Source organism: Pseudorhodobacter aquimaris (assembly GCF_001202025.1).
GTDB lineage: Bacteria > Pseudomonadota > Alphaproteobacteria > Rhodobacterales > Rhodobacteraceae > Pseudorhodobacter > Pseudorhodobacter aquimaris.
Window position 1 is genome coordinate 18,731 of record NZ_LGHS01000076.1, and the last position, 15,422, is coordinate 34,152.

Genomic DNA, 15,422 nt, shown 5'->3' on the forward strand with positions numbered 1-15,422 from the left:
CCCGGGGCCGCCACCTGACAGGAGAGCAATCATGAGCTTTTCCCCTCTTGCTGCAATCCGCTTTGAGAGCGGCGACATTGATGCTTTCCTAAACGATCTTGCTGAAACGCTGATGACTGACGGTTTGCGTGTCCGCGGGGCGCTGCAAACGCGCGGGGCTGTTGGGGGTGAATGCCACTGTGCCGATATGGATCTGACAACCATTGGCTCACATACTGTTTTTCGTATCTCGCAGCCCTTGGGCAACAGTTCGCGCGGGTGCCGCCTTCACCCAGGGGCGTTGGCCGAATGCTCTTTGTTCATCGAGCAAGAGCTGGACGCCGGCGCTGATCTGTTGATCCTCAACCGGTTCGGGCGCGGCGAAAGCGAAGGCCGCGGCTTTCGCGATCTGATCGCAAAGGCCATCGCATTGGACATTCCGGTGCTCACCGCTGTGCGCCCGACCTATGCCGAGAGCTGGACGGCGTTCGGCGCAGGCGCGGCAAGTGAGCTGCCGATGGACAGCACGGCCGTGCTTGGCTGGTTCGCAGCCCGGCACGAGGCCTGTTTTGCCGCCTGAACTAGCCTTTGCCGCAGGTCGAGCCGTTCGCGCTGCCGGTGACCGTTCGCTGTGATCCGCGCGGCACATATGGCCAAGAACATGGTGGTTCCGCCCCCGCGCCTATTTTTGTCTAAGCAACGGATTTGGCGTCGGTACTTTCAGGTTTATTCCCTTTTTCGGTGATTTTGCCCCAATTGGTGGTCATGATATTTGATCGAATGACCTTTGCCGGATTGCCGGCCACTATGGAGTTCGGGGGGACGTCCTTGGTGACAATGGAACCGGCGGCAACGACGCTGTGATCCCCGATCGTGATGCCAGGCATGATCATGCTGCGCGCACCGATCTGGCAGTATTTCCCGATATAGGTTTCAGTATGTTTTCCTGCAATGTGATCATGTGAGAGCACAACAGCCCCAAAGGAAATTGCGGAACCTTCGGCAACGTGGATGCCGCGGGGATAGGTCCGATCCAGTACGGCTTGCAGGGAAATCAGGGTGAAAGGGTGGATATCCATTTTCCACAATTTCACAAGGTACAGACGCCGCACCAGCACAATCAAATCGCGTAGCCGGGTTCGAATTGTTGGCAGAAGGCCAAATCTTTTCGCAGCTTGAATAAAGGTATCAGGATGCTTGCCGGTGTATTTAAACGCCATGTTTGTTTACCTTGTTATTTTAGAGTTTACTGCAGTGAACCTGTGTTCTAGCAGAATGAACTCGAAACCAATTAAAAATCTTAACACTTTATTAACATATGCCGCTTTCATACGGGAAACAAGATAGTCACCTGCACGATCTGACATTCCACCATCGGGAGATTTCAAGGAAATACGGTTATTTCAAGACTTGGCCCTGTCATCGTCACCTATAATGCTTCGGTCAGAAATTCTGGACTGCTTGGAAAGCTCGCTGGCGGCGTCAGATGTCCTGCTTGAGATTGTGGTGGTCGATAATGCGTCAACCGATGACACCGTCGCGCAGATCAGATCCTGGACCGCAGGGACCGAACCCTATTGCTGCCCCGATGACAGCCCCGTGCCGGGGGCGGCATCCTCAAAACAGGTCATGGTACACAGCGCTGACGCGCCGCTGAGCGACGGTCGCCACCACATCACCCTATTTCAAAACGATATCAACCTGGGTTTTGCAGGGCGGGGTAATCTGGGGCTTTTACATCTGGCCACGCGTGCCGAGATCGACAGATTCTGGATCTTTAATCCGGACAGCGTTGTAACGCCGCAAACACCGAGTTTCTTTGTCAATCATTCCGTCACGACGGGTTGGGCGCTTATGGCAGGGCGGCTGTTCTATTACGACTTGTCAGACGTCATCCAGAATGATGGCGGCACGATCAACCGGTTCACCGGGGTGACAAGCAATCTCAACCTGTTCGCAAAGGGTGCTGATACCCCACCGGCGCTTGCGGAACAGATGCAATTCGTCTCCGGTGCCAGCAGGAAGTTTTATGAAACCATCGGGCCGATGAACGGAAGCTACTTTCGGCATCACGAAGAGGTGGATTGGGCCCTTCGTCACAGGACCCTGAAGCTGGTGAACACACCTGATGGGGTGGTGTATCACAAGGCGGGTACGGCCAGCGTGTCGCCTTCATTGGGTCACCCAGCCTCTCCGTTCTTGCTGCATTTCAAACATCGCGCGCGCCTGCGTTTTATCAAGCACATCTATCCGCTCAGCCTGCCGGTGGCAGGGGCCTTTACGCTGGCAAAAGCTGCGCAGCTTGCGCTGACGGGGTTCAAGCCGGAGGCAGTGGCACTCCTCAACGGAGGGTTTGAAATGCCCCCACCTGCCGCAGTACGCGACAGGCTGCGATGCGCAGGCTGTAAAGTTGGCATTTTCCAAAAGCCGTCCTCGCTCTATTCAGCGCGAAGGTTCCGGGCAATCTTATCTATTTGATCACCCGACAGCTGCGGCGGTGTGGTGTATATATCCGGGCCTTCCGAGAGATAAGCCTGAGAGGTCACATCATGCATATGATGCATGGGGACCACATGCGCATGGGCATGTGATACATGAATACCGGTGTAGAACATTGCGACGCGTTCAACCCCATAGAGCGTTTTCATGCGTTTGGCCAACCTTTGCGCGCAGCTGGTGATCCGTGTGGCCAGATCCTCGGGCAGGTCTTCGAACCAAACATGATGCGCTTTGGGGATAACAAGCACATGGCCTGCGCGGATCGGATGCAGGTCCAGGAACGCCAGAATATGATCGTCCTCATAGATGCGATGTGCGGGCAATTTGCGGGATGCGATCCGGCAGAACAGACAACTCTCCGTCATAAGTAGGTCCTTCATCTAATCCCGTCGTGGGGCTGGTCGGTTCACAATGGCGGCGCGGGCGCATAAATGCAAACACCGCAATGCCTCATGCGCGAACGGGACTTAAGGCGGTGGAGTTTTTGCATGCAGGCGGCTTTAGCAGATGGGTGGCTTGTGGTTGCTGCAAGATAAGTGTTATGTCATAACATATCAAGAATCACGTCCGTTTGAATTGCCCCCGAAATGCCCAAAGCTTTGCCGCCCAATGATGCCCGCTTACCCGTCACTTTGCGGAAAGGGTTTCCGCGTGCCGAAGATTGCCGCCTTGGTGAGTGGCTTTTGCCAAGCGGGTCTGATGGCGCGCGCGGGCGTCATTGGGGCCAACTGCCACGCCTTGTGGTGGTGGCCCGCGATATAACCCCCTACTGAGGAGCCCTTATATGATCCAAGAAAACTCCCCGTCACTGTCCTGTCCGGTTTCCTTGGGGCTGGTAAAACCACATTGCTGAACCGGGTTCTGAACAACCGCGACGGGCGGCGGGTGGCGGTGATCGTCAATGATATGTCCGAAATAAACATCGATGCCGATCTTGTGCGCGCCGATACCGACCTGAGCCGAACCGAGGAAACCTTGGTGGAAATGTCGAATGGCTGCATCTGCTGCACCTTGCGCGATGACCTTTTGGTCGAGGTGCGCCGCCTTGCCGAGGAGGGCCGCTTCGACACGCTGCTGATTGAGTCGACGGGTATTTCCGAGCCTTTGCCCGTCGCCGCCACTTTTGATTTCCGTGATGAAAACGGTCAGAGCCTGTCCGATGTTGCTCGTCTTGATACGATGGTGACAGTTGTGGATGCGGTCAACCTGCTTGGTGACTACTCCAGCCATGATTTTCTGCATGACCGTGGCGATACCGCAGGTGAAGGCGATGAGCGCACGCTTGTGGACCTCTTGGTGGATCAGATCGAATTTGCCGATGTCGTGGTGCTGAACAAGGTCGCGGATGCCACGCCCGAACAGGTGGATGCCGCGCGCAAGATCATCCGCAGTCTGAATGCCGATGCTCGTATCATCGAGACATCGCATTCGGACGTTCCTGCCGATGCGATCCTCGACACCGGGCTTTTCGATTTTGAAAAGGCGCATGAACATCCGATGTGGGCCAAGGAGCTTTATGGTTTTGCCGATCACGTGCCTGAAACCGAAGAATACGGTGTCGGCTCTTATGTCTACCGTGCGCGCAGGCCCTTTGTGCCCGAGCAAATCCATAAGGTTCTTACCGGCGCTCTGCCCGGTGTGATCCGTGCAAAAGGGCATTTCTGGATGGCGACGCGCCCTGAATGGGTGGCCGAGTTCAGTCTTGCCGGTGCCTTGTCGACGGTCAAACCCTTGGGGAATTGGTGGGCCATGGTGCCGCGCGAACGCTGGCCCGATCATGAAAGCAGCCGCGCCTATCTGGCACAACATTGGCAAGAGCCATGGGGCGACCGGCGTCAGGAGCTTGTCTTTATTGGGGCAGGCATCGACTGGGCCGCGCTCAAGGCACAGCTGGACGCGGCATTGGTTCCCGAAGGTGTCGAGAGCCTTGCTGACTTGCCCGTGCTTGCTGATCCGTTTCCCAAATGGCAGCGCGCCGCATGACGGATAATCTGGGTGCGACAACCCTGAAGCGTCGCCAAAGAACGGGTGATCCCATGTCCGCCTATGACGCACTGCCCCCTGTTTTGCGCAGCTGGCTTGCCGCGGCCGCGCTGCCATGGTCGCCCGCCTCTTGTCGGCGCATCTGGCTGGCGGCGCGGGCAAAAGGGGAAAGCGACGCCGCAGTGATCGCACGTCTTGACCGGGCAGAGGGTAAAACGCTTTCGCGGGACCGCTATGCCTTGACCGATCCCACCAACTTTTAATCCTACCAAAAGGAGAGACCATGAACTACCCAACCCTTTCTGCGGCCCTCTTGGGCGCGCTCGCGGCCAGCGCCGCCCCCCTATGGGCTGATGATGAGGTTGTTGCCTGGCGGCTCTTTGTGGCCGACCAAAGCGCGCCGACAATTAAGGCGATCGACCTTGACCACCCCGAGCAGCGCTGGACATTTGATGTGGCCGGCCCGGCCAAGCTTTATTCCACGCCGTCCAAAGCGCTTGTCGTCGCAGTTCAGTCCGATCACGAGCGGGTGGATTTCCTGCACAGCGGGTTGACCTTTGACAACCATGGCGATCATGTTGATATCGACATCGCAGACCCGTCCGCCATCGGCCATATCAGCGGCCCGCGTCCCTTCCATGTGGTCAACCATGGCGGCGATGTCGCCATAGCCTTTGACAAGGGCGGCTATGGCGCGATCCTTGCCGAAGGCGCAATCCTGAACGGAGCGCTGACCGAGACAAAAGCCCCGATGAACGTCGCACATCACGGGTTTGTGGCCCCTATGGGGGATCATTTCGTCAGCTCCGTCGCCTCCGAAGAGCCGGTCGCCGAGGGTAAGGCACCACCGCGTGTCGGCATTGGCAGCTTTGCTGCCGACGGCAGCCCCATTGGCGAGATGCAGATTTGCACCGACCTGCACGGCGAGGCATTTTCCGGCAGCTATCTGCTGGCGGGCTGTAAAGAGGGCATTGCCGCGCTGGATACAAGCCAAGGTGCCGATGCCTACGCGATGCTGCCCTATCCCGCAGATCTGCCCGAGGGGCATACGGGCACCTTGCTCGGCTCACCTGCGATGCAGATTTTCCTTGGCAATTATGGTGCCGATGGGGTTGTCATCATCGACCCCGCAGCAGAGCCGCATTTCACCTATGTGCAACTGCCGTTCCGGCGGGTGGATTTCATTCTTGATCCGGCAAAACCGCAAATGGCCTATATCTTTACCGAGGATGGCACGTTGCACCGGCTGAACATGCTGTCGGCCCAGATCGAGAAGAGCGCCCAGATCACCCAGCCCTATTCGATGGATGGTCACTGGCGCGATCCGCGGCCACGTTTGGCTATGGCCGGTGAGCGGCTGATCCTGACCGATCCGTTGGCGCAAACCCTGCGTGTTATCGACACCGCCGACCTGTCCGAACAAGGTACAATCGCGTTGGAGGGCATCCCCTATAATGTGGTTGCCTTGGGTGGCAGCGGCCTTTCACACTGACAATCCGCCCGGCGCATCCCTTCGGGCGGTACGCCGGGCCTTAGGCAAAGATCCGGGCGATCTCTTCTGTGGTCAGCAGCCGCCATTGACCGGGCGGCAGGTCTTCGGGCAGGTCAAGCCTCCCCAGAGTTTCGCGGTGCAACGTCTCGACGTGATTGCCCACAGCGGCGAACATGCGGCGCACCTGATGATAGCGCCCCTCGGTCACGGTCAGCAGCGCCTCGGTTTGGGACAGCATTTCCAGCGCGGCAGGGGCGAGCGGTTTTGCCTCCCCCTCCAGCATCAACTGACCTGATGCAAAGCGGTCTTTTTCAGTGCCATCAAGCGGGCGCGCCAGCGTGGTGCGATAGGTTTTCCTGATGTGGCGTTTGGGGCTGATGACACGGTGCAGCAGGTCGCCGTCATCGGTCAGCAACAAAAGCCCCGAGGTCTGCTTGTCCAAACGGCCGATGGTCGAGATCGCCGGATTGCGCAGCCGCCAGCGCAGGGGCAGGATGTCATAGACCAATGCCCCGGCTTCCTTGTGCGAACAGGTCATGCCCAGAGGTTTGTTCAACAAGATGACCATACCGGTCAGAGGATCAAGCCGCGCGCCGTTGATCCTCATACGGGTCGGTAAATCACCGGTGACGGTCAGGCGTTTGGTGGCATCGTCCAGCGGCGCACCGTCAAGGGTGATGCGACCTGCCTTGGCCAAACGCGCCACTTCGTTACGAGAGCCATAGCCCATCGAGGATAAAAGTTTGTCAATACGGGAGGTGGGGGTCTTGGCCATTGGGGTCTTTCCTCGGGTCGGGGGTATCACAGGCTATACAGCTTTTGGCGTGGCAGACCAATGCGGACCGGACGTTGTATTTTGCAAATCTGCCTACGAGCGACTTGTATTGTTCAAAAGGTTAGGCTGCGAACTGTCGGCATGGAATCTGTTGCCTTCCTATTCCATTTCTTGCTGCACGTTGCCAATCCGGTAGAGGATGATCTGCGCCGTCGTCTGGCCCTGATCGGCGTGAGCACGATGACAACGCGCCTGATCGAGGCGGGTTTTATCACCCGCGAAACCGATCCATTAGAGGCGCGCAGCAATCGCCGCGTCCGCCCATTCCGACCACGAGCATCTGGCCGATATCGCCGTTTCTTTGCCTCTGCAAATGTCGTTGCGGGACCGGAAATTGTGGATGGCACCCTGTCGGGCAGGGCTGACGCGCCCTGCTTTTCGATCACGGTCGCGGCCGATCTGCAAAGCTATACCCCCGGTCCATGGTGATTTCATCGCGCCTCTTGCCGAATTGTATGACGATACGCATCGGCAGCTTTTCGACGCCGAGACTGGTGAGGTGCGCTATACCGGAACGCTAGAGGCCTGTGAGGCGGCGGCGCGCCCGGACGTGGACACGGAGTATAAAAACCACTGTGTCGAGTGTTTGCCCGGATATATGGCTGAGGATGCCTCGGTGACCTATATGATCCTGCTTGAACCTGTTGCCGCCGACCGTGCGACCGGGACGAACCAGACGGGGCGGGCATGCCTATAACGGTGTCCGGCTGGATGGGCCTGCGCCTGTGGATGCGATCCTGTCGGCCTATACAATTGCGCCCTTTGACGATTGCGGCGGCCATGTGAACACGCATGTCGGATATCATTATCACGCGGTCACCGATTGTCTGGGGGATGCGCCATCGGCAGAGTCGGCACGTGATTTTCCCCGATCACGGACTGCAAATCGGCATCGCCATGGACGGCTTTTCGATTACTCAGCACCTTTTTTTCTGACGGTTCCGCGCCCGAGGATATTGACCAGTGTAATGGTCACATGACCGAAGAGGGGATCTATCACTATCACACAGGTGCGGCGGGATCGAATGCGATCCTTGGCGTTCTAACGGCGCAAGCGCGTTGTACCCTTGAGGATGGTGATGGCACCTGTGATGCCTCTGTGCGCAGGGCACGCCCTTAGATTGGCAAGGGTCCGGTCGCGTGGCATTTTTGCACCGTGACTGGGCAGGGGAAATTAATGCGCAAACAGACAAGACCGAAAAAGAAGCTGATGTGACCTATGACCCAGATAACCGACACCCCGCAACGGTAGGGCATGATTAGCCTCGTGCCTCACAGGGGAATGGCCGCGCGACCCTAGTCGGTTTCAGGGCTGTGGCGACCGCGACGGGTCTATTTAGGGCGCTTTGCGCGGTAAAACTTCTGGGTATGATGACAAGGGAATACCCTGGGCCGTTAGCACGGGAACCGCTTCGGCCGGAACAAGCTCGGGTGCCATTGATAACACCCCATGCGCAAATGCTGTGGCTGTAAGCCCAGTCACCACAAGGGCCACAATCAGCATCAGATGCAGAGCCGCAACACTGGGCCGGATCATGCCGCCCCCCCCTGATCAAAGTTACGGGTGGGTGGATGCGCAAGGTGTAAAGCGGGTTGATTGGCAGGTGCGATGGCCATTACGGCATTCCTTTCAGACGATTAAAGGGGCTGTGCCTGGCGGATGGTCCGAAAAGGGCGCATGGCTGGAGCATTTTGTGTCGAACTGGATGCCCGATAGCTAACGCCTATTTTCCGACAAATCAAGTCAGAAATATGGCGCGCCTATCCCAGAGCGCGCCTGCTTTGCCGAAGGAGGTGGTGAAGAAATGCCAATAGTGCCAGCCCAAGGCCAAACAGCGCCATTCCGTGCCAGCCTGCAATATTCATGATTTTCACGCCTGCCGCAGAGCCGAGCGAGGCCGCCAGATAATATCCGAGCATATAGACGGCATTCATCCGGCTTCGGGCGTCAGGGTCAATGGACAGGACCCGCAGCTGATTGGGGATCTGCGCGCCAAAGACGCCCAAGTCCAGCAAAACAATGCCGATGACCAGCCCTGCAAGGCTATTGCCCCAGAGCGTGAGCGCGATAAACGACGCGAGTACCGCGCTGAGCGCGACGGTCATGATGCGGGCGGGGCCAAAGCGATCAACATAGCGTCCGGCAAGTTTTGCCCCGAATATGCCCGACATGCCGACCAGCCCGAACAAACCGGCTTGCTGCACCGTATAGCTGAAGGGTGCGCCCGTAACATGAATGGCCAGCGTCGCCCAGAGCGCGTTAAAGGCCGCAAACCAGAGCGCGCCCGTAAGAACGCTTTCCCGAAGCAAGCGGTGTTCGCGCAACAGGCCGAACATTGAGGCAATCAGCGCAGGATAGCGAAGGGTGACGCGGGGTTTGTCGTCGGGCAAATTGGCGCGCAACAGCAGCCCAAGCACCACCGTCAAAACTGCCGCCACCAAAAAGACCGACCGCCAGCCGAAATATTCCGCAATAGAACCACTGGCCGTGCGCGAAAGCAGAATGCCAACGGTCAGGCCGGTCATCAATGTGCCCATGGTGGCCCCTCTGGTCGCAGGCGCCGAAAGCGACGCCCCCAGCGGGATCAATTGCTGGGTTATATTTGCCCCGAGGCCGACGGCGAAAAAGGCCATGACCAACACAATGAACCCCGGTGCCAGAAATACTGCCAACAGGGCCAGCGCCAGCAGGATCGAAAGGTAGTTGATCAGCTTGCGGCGGTTCATAACGTCGCCCAGCGGTGAAATGAACAGGATTGCCGTTGCATATCCCAGTTGTGTGGCTGCGGGAACCATGCCGACAGCACCATCATCAAGTCCGAATGCCGCACGGATATCGGGAAGCAGCGGCTGGTTGTAATAAAGGTTCGCGGCTGTTGCGGCGATTGTGACCGCCATCAGAAACAGCAGCGGTTTCGTTAGCGGGCTGTTTGCGGGAGTGTCGGGCATAGGGTAGTCCTGTTTCACGAAGGGCTCAAAGGGCCTTGGCTTGATGGCGAATGTCCAGATTGATCTTGGCAAGATGATCAATCGGATTTGTCAGCGATAGCGGCTGAAATCACATAAGGGAAATAATAGTAATTGATCCCTGTGATAGCGATTAGGTATAGATGGCTATGGAGATCCGCCTTCTTAAAACATTCGTCGCCGTCGCCCACGCAAAAGGCTTTTCTGCCGCTGCGCGAGAGTTGAACACCGTGCAGCCGGCCGTCAGCCGACAGATATCTGATCTTGAGGATGAACTTGGGGTGCCCTTGTTCTGGCGCTCTACCCGCGAGGTGCGGATTACCGCAGCCGGAGAGACCTTGCTGCGCGAAGCGATTGACATTCTTGCCCATGAGGAACGGGCCCGCAAACTGGTGCAACGGGCGGGAAGCGGGCAAACGGGGCGGCTTCGCATCGGCTTTCTCACCGCCGCCAGCCAGGCCTTTCTGCCCCGCTTGATCCGGAAATTTCGTGCCAGCTTTCCAGAGGTAGAGGTCTTGTTGTCCGAGATGTCGGTCAGAGAGCAACTTGACGCTCTTGAGGCCGGAAGAATAGATATTTCCTTTTCTCGCCCACTTGGCCGCATGACCTCGGGCCGGTTTAACAGCATCGGGATATACACCGATCGGCTTATGGGGTTCATCCCCGAGGGGCATGTACTGGAACGCCAGCCCCATTTTTCGGTAAGCGCGCTTGCGCATCATCCCTTTGTTCTGTTTGTGCGCGAGGGGGCACCCGATCTGTTCGATCAGGTCATAGGAACCTGTCAGCGCGCAGGCTTTTCGCCCGAGATTGTGGCACAGCCAAATTCGATGCAGGCGGTATTGACCGGGGTCGGCTCGGGCCTTGGGGTATCGCTTGCCCCCGGCTGTATCCGGACGCTTAACATGGTGGGTTGTATCTGTCGCCCGCTGCGCGACGACGTCGGACCAATTCCGTTTGAAATACATTATCGTGCTGACCAAGCGGCCCTGCCCACAACCGCCTTTGCAAAGCTTGTGACAGAGGCGCGCGATGAGATCCGCGCAATGATGTCCTTTTAGGATAGCGGTATTGGGGCGATCCATGACGACGGATTTACCGGCTAAGTTGTACCAGAGCGCGCAAAAGCCTTGATCGCGCTGGCGACCGGTTCAACCCCGGCGCAATTAACGCCGGGGTGCAGCCCGTGTCGACAGTGGCTTTATCCGGCCCTAGGCAAGGTATTTCTTGAAGTGGGCGATTGTGCGGTCCCACGACAATTCGGCCATCGCCTCATCATAGCGTGGGGTGCTGTCATTGTGGAAACCGTGATTGGCCCCTTCATAGATATAGGCCTCATAGGTTTTGCCATGTTCCTTGAGGGCGGCCTCATATTCAGGCCAGCCCGCGTTTACACGCTCGTCCAACGCGCCATAATGCAACAGGAGTGGCGCCTGGATTTTCGGCACATCCTCGGCGCTTGCCTGACGGCCATAATAAGGTACAGCGGCCTTGAGTTCGGGATAGGCAACAGCCGCAGCATTCGCCACACCACCGCCATAGCAAAAGCCGGTAATGCCGACGTTTCCGGTCGAACCCTCATGCGCCATCATGAATTCGACGGCCGCGAAAAAGTCGTTCATCAGTTTTTCAGGATCGACGGTCTGCTGTAGCTCGCGCCCTTCAGTATCATTGCCGGGATAACCGCCCACCGAGGTCAAACCATCTGGAGCCAGTGCAAGAAAGCCCGCCTTGGCAAGGCGCCGTGCGACGTCCTCAATATAGGGGTTGAGGCCGCGGTTTTCATGTACCACCACAACAGCAGGCAATTTGCCTTCTGCACCAGCGGGGCGCACCAGATAGCCGCGCACCTCGCCGTGGCCCTGCGGTGAGGGATAGGTAATGTATTCTGCTGTGATGTCAGGGTCGTTGAAAGAGACCTGTTCGGCCATGGCATAATCAGGCGACATCAGGCCCAGAATGGTCGCAGCCGTCACCCCAGCCACGGCAAACTTTGCCGCGCCATCCAGAAACTGTCGTTTTGTAATTATGCCATGGGCGTAAAAGTCATAAAGCTCGAGAAGTTTGGGGTCGAAATCTTTTGCCGTTAAGCGGGTCATTGAAACGTCTCCTTGTTGGACCGGGTTCAAACCTGCTTTCTACGCGACAGGCCTTGAGCCACTTTGCGGCATGGACAGCCAAGCACGCAAGCAAGCACGCAAGAGGGTTAAAGATCCTGTTGCACCTGGCGTGAGCTTTCGGTGATCACTTCTCCGGTATTGCCAACATCACGGCCGACACCCTTCACTGTTTCACAAGCGGTCAAAAGCATCAGCGCGAGGGTTGGCAGAATAATCATGGGACTGCGCATTGGGTTTTCCTTTCAGATATGGTTGCATAAGAAAACGCCCGAGGTCTGTATTCGGTTCCCTTTTGCACCGTAAATTTTCTTGGATGTGGATTGTTGTGGTTAAGAATGCGTTAACCAGTCTACTTGCATAGTCGCTTGCGATGAAAACCCTTGTGTTAATCCTTCTTCTGGCCGGATGTGGCGCGCAGCCGAACCCCAAGATGTGGGGGGCCGTGCGCACGGATGTCACCCGCGACGGTCGCAACTATACGGTGTTTCAAAAGGGGCGGCAGGTAGAGGTAATACGCCTTGGCTGGGCATCGCGCGGTGAACACCAAGCGATTCGCGCCACCATGATCGCCTTGGTCCAAGAGGTGACGGGCTGCCATCTGGCGGAAAGCACCTTGCAAGGTGACAGCGGCGAGATGCGGGGGCGGGTCTCTTGTCCGCGGAAATAGACCCGATGCAATTCCTTGCAAGCGGTGCTATGCTGCGCCGCAGAAACGAGGGAATCACATGGCGCATATCATTACCATAGCCCAGCAAAAGGGTGGCGCGGGCAAAACCACACTTGCGGTAAATCTGGCCATTGCCTTGGGAAAGCAGGGAAAGCGGGTCGCGATCCTTGATACCGATCCGCAGGGATCTTTGGGGCGATGGTTCATGGCGCGGCGCGAATTGCTGGGTGAGCCGGGATTGGAATTTGCAACCGCCTCGGCATGGGGTGTTGGTTATGAATGTGAAAAGCTAAGCCGAACCAATGACGTGGTGATCATTGATACGCCGCCAAAAGTGGACAGTGACCTGAAACCTGCGTTGCGTGCCGCCGATCTGGTGCTTGTGCCTGTCGGGTCCTCGCTTGTGGACCTTTGGGCAACGGACGGGGTTGTGGATCTGGCGCAACGGGTCGGAAAACACTGTGTGATTGTTCTGAACCGCGTGAAATCCGGCACCCGTCTGGCCGAAGAGGTCGCAACAGCCGCCGCAGAGGTGGAGGCGGCAGTTGCCCCGACACGTCTGGGGCAACGTGTTGTCTATGCCGAAACGCTGGGCAAGGGGCTTGCGGTGCTGGAGGTTGGTAAATCCGCTGCCACGACCGAAATGACTGCCCTTGGCGAGGAAATTTCCGCCTTGTTGGCCGGCCAAGAATAAGGCCGCCCGAAGGCGGCCAATTCATTTAGTTTGGATGCAGGCCCGGATCTAGCGGCGGCGGTCCCGCCGTGCGGACATTGGCTGGAACGCCACGCCGACATGTGCCTCACAATAGGGTTTGCCCGGTGTGGAGGGCAGGCCGCAGAACCAGAATTCATCAGTTGCCGGATCGCCGATCGGCCATTTGCAGGTGCGTTCGGTCAATTCCATCAAGCTGATTTTCTTGGAACTTTTTTCAACTTCGCGCACTGATGCCAGTGCTTCGGGGCTGATTTCATTGGCCGAAGGCTGGGGCGGCAATGGCTGTCCCGCGGGCACGATGGATTTGCGCAGCGGCAGCGGGGTGACGTTATTGACCACCTGTGCCATGGTCGGATTGACGGGCGCGGTCGCAGCGGCGCGCGGCGCGGGGGCTGCGGGCTTGGGCGCGGGCTCTGCCGGGGCTTCCTCGCGCTTGGGCGGGGCTGCTTTGGCCGCTGGCTCTGCCTTTTCAGGGGCCGCGGCGGCCGCACGGTTGGAAAGCCCCAGACGGTGGACCTTGCCGATGACGGCATTACGCGTAACACCGCCCAATTCCTTGGCGATCTGGCTGGCGCTTTGGCCTTCGGACCACATTTTCTTCAGCGTTTCAACACGCTCATCTGTCCAGGACATGCCTAATCTCCGGTGTTGGGGGCGGGCAAAGGGGCGGGGCCTTTGCCAAATTGGCTGTGACGGACATAGATACAATCCCGAGGCCATGGATACAAGGGGCGGCGGGGTGCGTAGGGCGGAGAAACTGGTAAAATCATGCTTTACAAGCCCGTAAGATGGGCCTACGAAATCATCCATGATCACCAAGGCCCGCCTTTCTTGCTTGCCCCGACGTCGACGCTGACCCGCGTTTCCGACCGATCACCCTTGCCGTTTTGGCATCTTCAATTTCATATATGCGTTGACTTGGCGGCCTGCTTTTGGCACGGCTTGACCCTTCACAAAAGGATATAGCAATGATCCCTTCTGTATTGCCCACCTATAATCGTGCGCCTCTGGCATTTGCCAAGGGCGAAGGGTCGTGGCTGACCACGGTGGAGGGCGCGCGATATCTTGATCTGGGCGCGGGGATTGCGGTGAACGTGCTGGGGCATGCGCATCCCGATCTGGTCGCGACACTGACCGCGCAGGCGGAGCAGCTTTGGCATGTCTCAAACCTGTATCAGATCCCGCAGCAGGAAAAACTGGCGGATATGCTGGTCGATAACAGTTTTGCCGATACGGTGTTTTTGACGAATTCAGGGACCGAGGCGGCCGAGCTGGCGATCAAGATGGCCCGCAAATACTGGTTTGAGAAAGGCCAGCCGGAGCGGACCCAGATCCTGACATTCGAGGGCGCGTTCCATGGCCGTTCCACGGGGGCCATCGCGGCCTCGGGGGCGGAGAAGATGGTCAAGGGCTATGGCCCGTTGATGCCGGGGTTCACGACCTTGCCCTTTGGCGATCTTGAGGCGCTGCAATCTGCGATCTCGGATAAAATCGCCGCCGTGATGCTTGAACCCATTCAGGGCGAGGGCGGCATCCGGGTGTTGCCGGACGCCTATCTGAAGGGGCTGCGGGAGATCTGCGATGAGGTCGGCGCGCTGGTTATTTTCGATGAGGTGCAATGCGGCGTTGGCCGGTCGGGCAGGCTGTTTGCGCATGAATGGGCGGGGGTTACGCCTGATATCATGATGGTTGCCAAGGGCATCGGCGGCGGCTTTCCCTTGGGGGCGGTGCTGGCCACGGAAAATGCGGCCTCGGGCATGGTTGCAGGAACGCATGGCTCCACCTATGGCGGCAATCCTTTGGGCTGTGCCGTGGGCGCGCGCGTGATGGAGATTGTGGCTGATCCCGCCTTTCTGGCCGAGGTCAACCGCAAGGCCGCGCTGTTCCGGCAGGGGCTAGAGGGGCTTGTCGCGTCATATCCCGAGGTGTTCGAGGACGTGCGCGGGACCGGGTTGATGCTGGGGCTGAAATGCAAGGCCCCAAACGCCGATATCGTTGCCGCAAATTATGCCCAGAACCTGCTGACGGTGCCTGCGGCCGATAATGTCATCCGTTTGCTGCCCGCGCTCAATATCCCTGATGCGGATATAACCGAGGCTTTGGCCCGCCTTGATCGCGCCGCATCCTCTTTCACCCCGTCCTGATACATTCCGGCAAATATCCCC

General features: G+C 58.0%; 20 protein-coding genes. 13 read left to right on the forward strand and 7 right to left on the reverse strand.

Translation table 11 applies throughout. The annotated features are described in order from the left end of the window. Positions 1–31 precede the first annotated feature (31 nt). Positions 32–559 carry a DUF2478 domain-containing protein gene (locus tag AKU94_RS16945; RefSeq protein ID WP_050528439.1) on the forward strand — a complete coding sequence of 176 codons (528 nt, stop codon included), beginning with the start codon at positions 32–34 and terminating at the stop codon, positions 557–559. A 112-nt stretch (positions 560–671) separates the two neighbouring features. Here AKU94_RS16945 and AKU94_RS20690 read toward each other — a convergent pair whose 3' ends face one another. Beyond that, positions 672–1,199, reverse strand: a complete 528-nt coding sequence (locus AKU94_RS20690) for an acyltransferase (RefSeq protein WP_083445116.1) — start codon at positions 1,197–1,199, stop codon at positions 672–674. 214 nt (positions 1,200–1,413) lie between these two features. On the opposite strand from AKU94_RS20690, the gene AKU94_RS16955 reads away from it, so the two are divergent. Next, complete coding sequence (locus AKU94_RS16955) at positions 1,414–2,457, forward strand: glycosyltransferase family 2 protein (RefSeq protein WP_050528440.1); 1,044 nt, start codon at positions 1,414–1,416, stop codon at positions 2,455–2,457. Here the strand turns inward: AKU94_RS16955 and AKU94_RS16960 are convergent. Next, positions 2,418–2,843 carry an HIT family protein gene (locus tag AKU94_RS16960; protein ID WP_050528441.1) on the reverse strand — a complete coding sequence of 142 codons (426 nt, stop codon included), beginning with the start codon at positions 2,841–2,843 and terminating at the stop codon, positions 2,418–2,420. The two genes, AKU94_RS16955 and AKU94_RS16960, sit on opposite strands and share 40 nt — an antisense overlap. Positions 2,844–3,065: 222 nt before the next feature. Between AKU94_RS16960 and AKU94_RS16965 the strand changes: the two genes are divergently transcribed. From AKU94_RS16965 to AKU94_RS16980, 4 genes are read left to right on the forward strand one after another with little or no spacing between them, the layout of a single operon-like run. Further along, positions 3,066–3,251 carry a hypothetical protein gene (locus tag AKU94_RS16965; protein ID WP_050528442.1) on the forward strand — a complete coding sequence of 62 codons (186 nt, stop codon included), beginning with the start codon at positions 3,066–3,068 and terminating at the stop codon, positions 3,249–3,251. Positions 3,252–3,291: 40 nt separating this feature from the next. Beyond that, positions 3,292–4,461 carry a GTP-binding protein gene (locus tag AKU94_RS16970; protein ID WP_050528443.1) on the forward strand — a complete coding sequence of 390 codons (1,170 nt, stop codon included), beginning with the start codon at positions 3,292–3,294 and terminating at the stop codon, positions 4,459–4,461. Next, positions 4,458–4,724, forward strand: a complete 267-nt coding sequence (locus AKU94_RS16975) for a DUF6525 family protein (RefSeq protein WP_050528444.1) — start codon at positions 4,458–4,460, stop codon at positions 4,722–4,724. Before AKU94_RS16970 ends, AKU94_RS16975 begins: the two co-directional genes overlap by 4 nt. A gap of 20 nt (positions 4,725–4,744) precedes the next feature. Continuing rightward, positions 4,745–5,953, forward strand: a complete 1,209-nt coding sequence (locus AKU94_RS16980) for a metallochaperone AztD (RefSeq protein WP_050528445.1) — start codon at positions 4,745–4,747, stop codon at positions 5,951–5,953. A gap of 40 nt (positions 5,954–5,993) precedes the next feature. On the opposite strand, the gene AKU94_RS16985 is transcribed toward AKU94_RS16980, so the two are convergent. Further along, positions 5,994–6,728 (reverse strand): pseudouridine synthase, encoded by a 735-nt coding sequence (locus tag AKU94_RS16985; protein ID WP_050528446.1) that lies wholly within the window; start codon positions 6,726–6,728, stop codon positions 5,994–5,996. Positions 6,729–6,869: 141 nt separating this feature from the next. Between AKU94_RS16985 and AKU94_RS16990 the strand changes: the two genes are divergently transcribed. From AKU94_RS16990 to AKU94_RS19840, 3 genes are all read left to right on the forward strand, one after another. After that, entirely contained in the window at positions 6,870–7,217 is a 348-nt protein-coding gene (locus AKU94_RS16990) for a helix-turn-helix domain-containing protein (RefSeq protein ID WP_050528447.1), read from the forward strand. Between the two features lie 22 nt (positions 7,218–7,239). Next, positions 7,240–7,485, forward strand: a complete 246-nt coding sequence (locus AKU94_RS16995; protein WP_050528448.1) for a hypothetical protein — start codon at positions 7,240–7,242, stop codon at positions 7,483–7,485. A 279-nt stretch (positions 7,486–7,764) separates the two neighbouring features. Further along, complete coding sequence (locus AKU94_RS19840; RefSeq protein ID WP_157056595.1) at positions 7,765–7,908, forward strand: hypothetical protein; 144 nt, start codon at positions 7,765–7,767, stop codon at positions 7,906–7,908. Between the two features lie 641 nt (positions 7,909–8,549). Here the strand turns inward: AKU94_RS19840 and AKU94_RS17010 are convergent. Then, complete coding sequence (locus AKU94_RS17010; RefSeq protein ID WP_050528451.1) at positions 8,550–9,737, reverse strand: MFS transporter; 1,188 nt, start codon at positions 9,735–9,737, stop codon at positions 8,550–8,552. A gap of 167 nt (positions 9,738–9,904) precedes the next feature. On the opposite strand from AKU94_RS17010, the gene AKU94_RS17015 reads away from it, so the two are divergent. Next, positions 9,905–10,816, forward strand: a complete 912-nt coding sequence (locus AKU94_RS17015; RefSeq protein WP_050528452.1) for a LysR family transcriptional regulator — start codon at positions 9,905–9,907, stop codon at positions 10,814–10,816. 150 nt (positions 10,817–10,966) lie between these two features. Here the strand turns inward: AKU94_RS17015 and yghX are convergent, their stop codons facing one another. Together yghX and AKU94_RS19845 are read right to left on the reverse strand one after the other, a co-directional pair. Beyond that, positions 10,967–11,854 (reverse strand): YghX family hydrolase, encoded by an 888-nt coding sequence (gene yghX / locus AKU94_RS17020; RefSeq protein WP_050528453.1) that lies wholly within the window; start codon positions 11,852–11,854, stop codon positions 10,967–10,969. Between the two features lie 107 nt (positions 11,855–11,961). After that, positions 11,962–12,105 (reverse strand): entericidin EcnAB, encoded by a 144-nt coding sequence (locus AKU94_RS19845; RefSeq protein WP_232295802.1) that lies wholly within the window; start codon positions 12,103–12,105, stop codon positions 11,962–11,964. Between the two features lie 152 nt (positions 12,106–12,257). Here AKU94_RS19845 and AKU94_RS17025 point away from each other — a divergent pair, with 152 nt between their 5' ends. Beyond that, positions 12,258–12,542 (forward strand): hypothetical protein, encoded by a 285-nt coding sequence (locus AKU94_RS17025; RefSeq protein WP_157056596.1) that lies wholly within the window; start codon positions 12,258–12,260, stop codon positions 12,540–12,542. A 58-nt stretch (positions 12,543–12,600) separates the two neighbouring features. Further along, on the forward strand, positions 12,601–13,236 hold the full coding sequence (gene parA / locus AKU94_RS17030) for a ParA family partition ATPase (protein ID WP_050528455.1): 636 nt from the start codon (positions 12,601–12,603) through the stop codon (positions 13,234–13,236). Between the two features lie 48 nt (positions 13,237–13,284). Here the strand turns inward: parA and AKU94_RS17035 are convergent, their stop codons facing one another. Next, positions 13,285–13,890 carry a GcrA family cell cycle regulator gene (locus AKU94_RS17035; RefSeq protein ID WP_050528456.1) on the reverse strand — a complete coding sequence of 202 codons (606 nt, stop codon included), beginning with the start codon at positions 13,888–13,890 and terminating at the stop codon, positions 13,285–13,287. A gap of 335 nt (positions 13,891–14,225) precedes the next feature. Here AKU94_RS17035 and AKU94_RS17045 point away from each other — a divergent pair, with 335 nt between their 5' ends. Further along, positions 14,226–15,401 carry an aspartate aminotransferase family protein gene (locus AKU94_RS17045; RefSeq protein ID WP_050528458.1) on the forward strand — a complete coding sequence of 392 codons (1,176 nt, stop codon included), beginning with the start codon at positions 14,226–14,228 and terminating at the stop codon, positions 15,399–15,401. The last annotated feature ends 21 nt before the right edge of the window (positions 15,402–15,422 follow it).

Bases quoted from the DNA above. Each gene is read 5' to 3' on its own strand.
- AKU94_RS17015 (WP_050528452.1), top strand. From the start codon at position 9,905: ATGGAGATCCGCCTTCTTAAAACATTCGTCGCCGTCGCCCACGCAAAA.
- AKU94_RS16980 (WP_050528445.1), top strand. From the start codon at position 4,745: ATGAACTACCCAACCCTTTCTGCGGCCCTCTTGGGCGCGCTCGCGGCC.
- AKU94_RS16960 (WP_050528441.1), bottom strand. From the start codon at position 2,843: ATGACGGAGAGTTGTCTGTTCTGCCGGATCGCATCCCGCAAATTGCCC.
- AKU94_RS20690 (WP_083445116.1), bottom strand. From the start codon at position 1,199: ATGGCGTTTAAATACACCGGCAAGCATCCTGATACCTTTATTCAAGCT.
- AKU94_RS17035 (WP_050528456.1), bottom strand. From the start codon at position 13,890: ATGTCCTGGACAGATGAGCGTGTTGAAACGCTGAAGAAAATGTGGTCC.
- yghX (WP_050528453.1), bottom strand. From the start codon at position 11,854: ATGACCCGCTTAACGGCAAAAGATTTCGACCCCAAACTTCTCGAGCTT.
- AKU94_RS16965 (WP_050528442.1), top strand. From the start codon at position 3,066: ATGCCCAAAGCTTTGCCGCCCAATGATGCCCGCTTACCCGTCACTTTG.
- AKU94_RS17010 (WP_050528451.1), bottom strand. From the start codon at position 9,737: ATGCCCGACACTCCCGCAAACAGCCCGCTAACGAAACCGCTGCTGTTT.
- AKU94_RS16985 (WP_050528446.1), bottom strand. From the start codon at position 6,728: ATGGCCAAGACCCCCACCTCCCGTATTGACAAACTTTTATCCTCGATG.
- AKU94_RS16990 (WP_050528447.1), top strand. From the start codon at position 6,870: ATGGAATCTGTTGCCTTCCTATTCCATTTCTTGCTGCACGTTGCCAAT.
- parA (WP_050528455.1), top strand. From the start codon at position 12,601: ATGGCGCATATCATTACCATAGCCCAGCAAAAGGGTGGCGCGGGCAAA.
- AKU94_RS16945 (WP_050528439.1), top strand. From the start codon at position 32: ATGAGCTTTTCCCCTCTTGCTGCAATCCGCTTTGAGAGCGGCGACATT.
- AKU94_RS19840 (WP_157056595.1), top strand. From the start codon at position 7,765: ATGACCGAAGAGGGGATCTATCACTATCACACAGGTGCGGCGGGATCG.
- AKU94_RS17045 (WP_050528458.1), top strand. From the start codon at position 14,226: ATGATCCCTTCTGTATTGCCCACCTATAATCGTGCGCCTCTGGCATTT.
- AKU94_RS16975 (WP_050528444.1), top strand. From the start codon at position 4,458: ATGACGGATAATCTGGGTGCGACAACCCTGAAGCGTCGCCAAAGAACG.
- AKU94_RS19845 (WP_232295802.1), bottom strand. From the start codon at position 12,105: ATGCGCAGTCCCATGATTATTCTGCCAACCCTCGCGCTGATGCTTTTG.
- AKU94_RS16955 (WP_050528440.1), top strand. From the start codon at position 1,414: ATGCTTCGGTCAGAAATTCTGGACTGCTTGGAAAGCTCGCTGGCGGCG.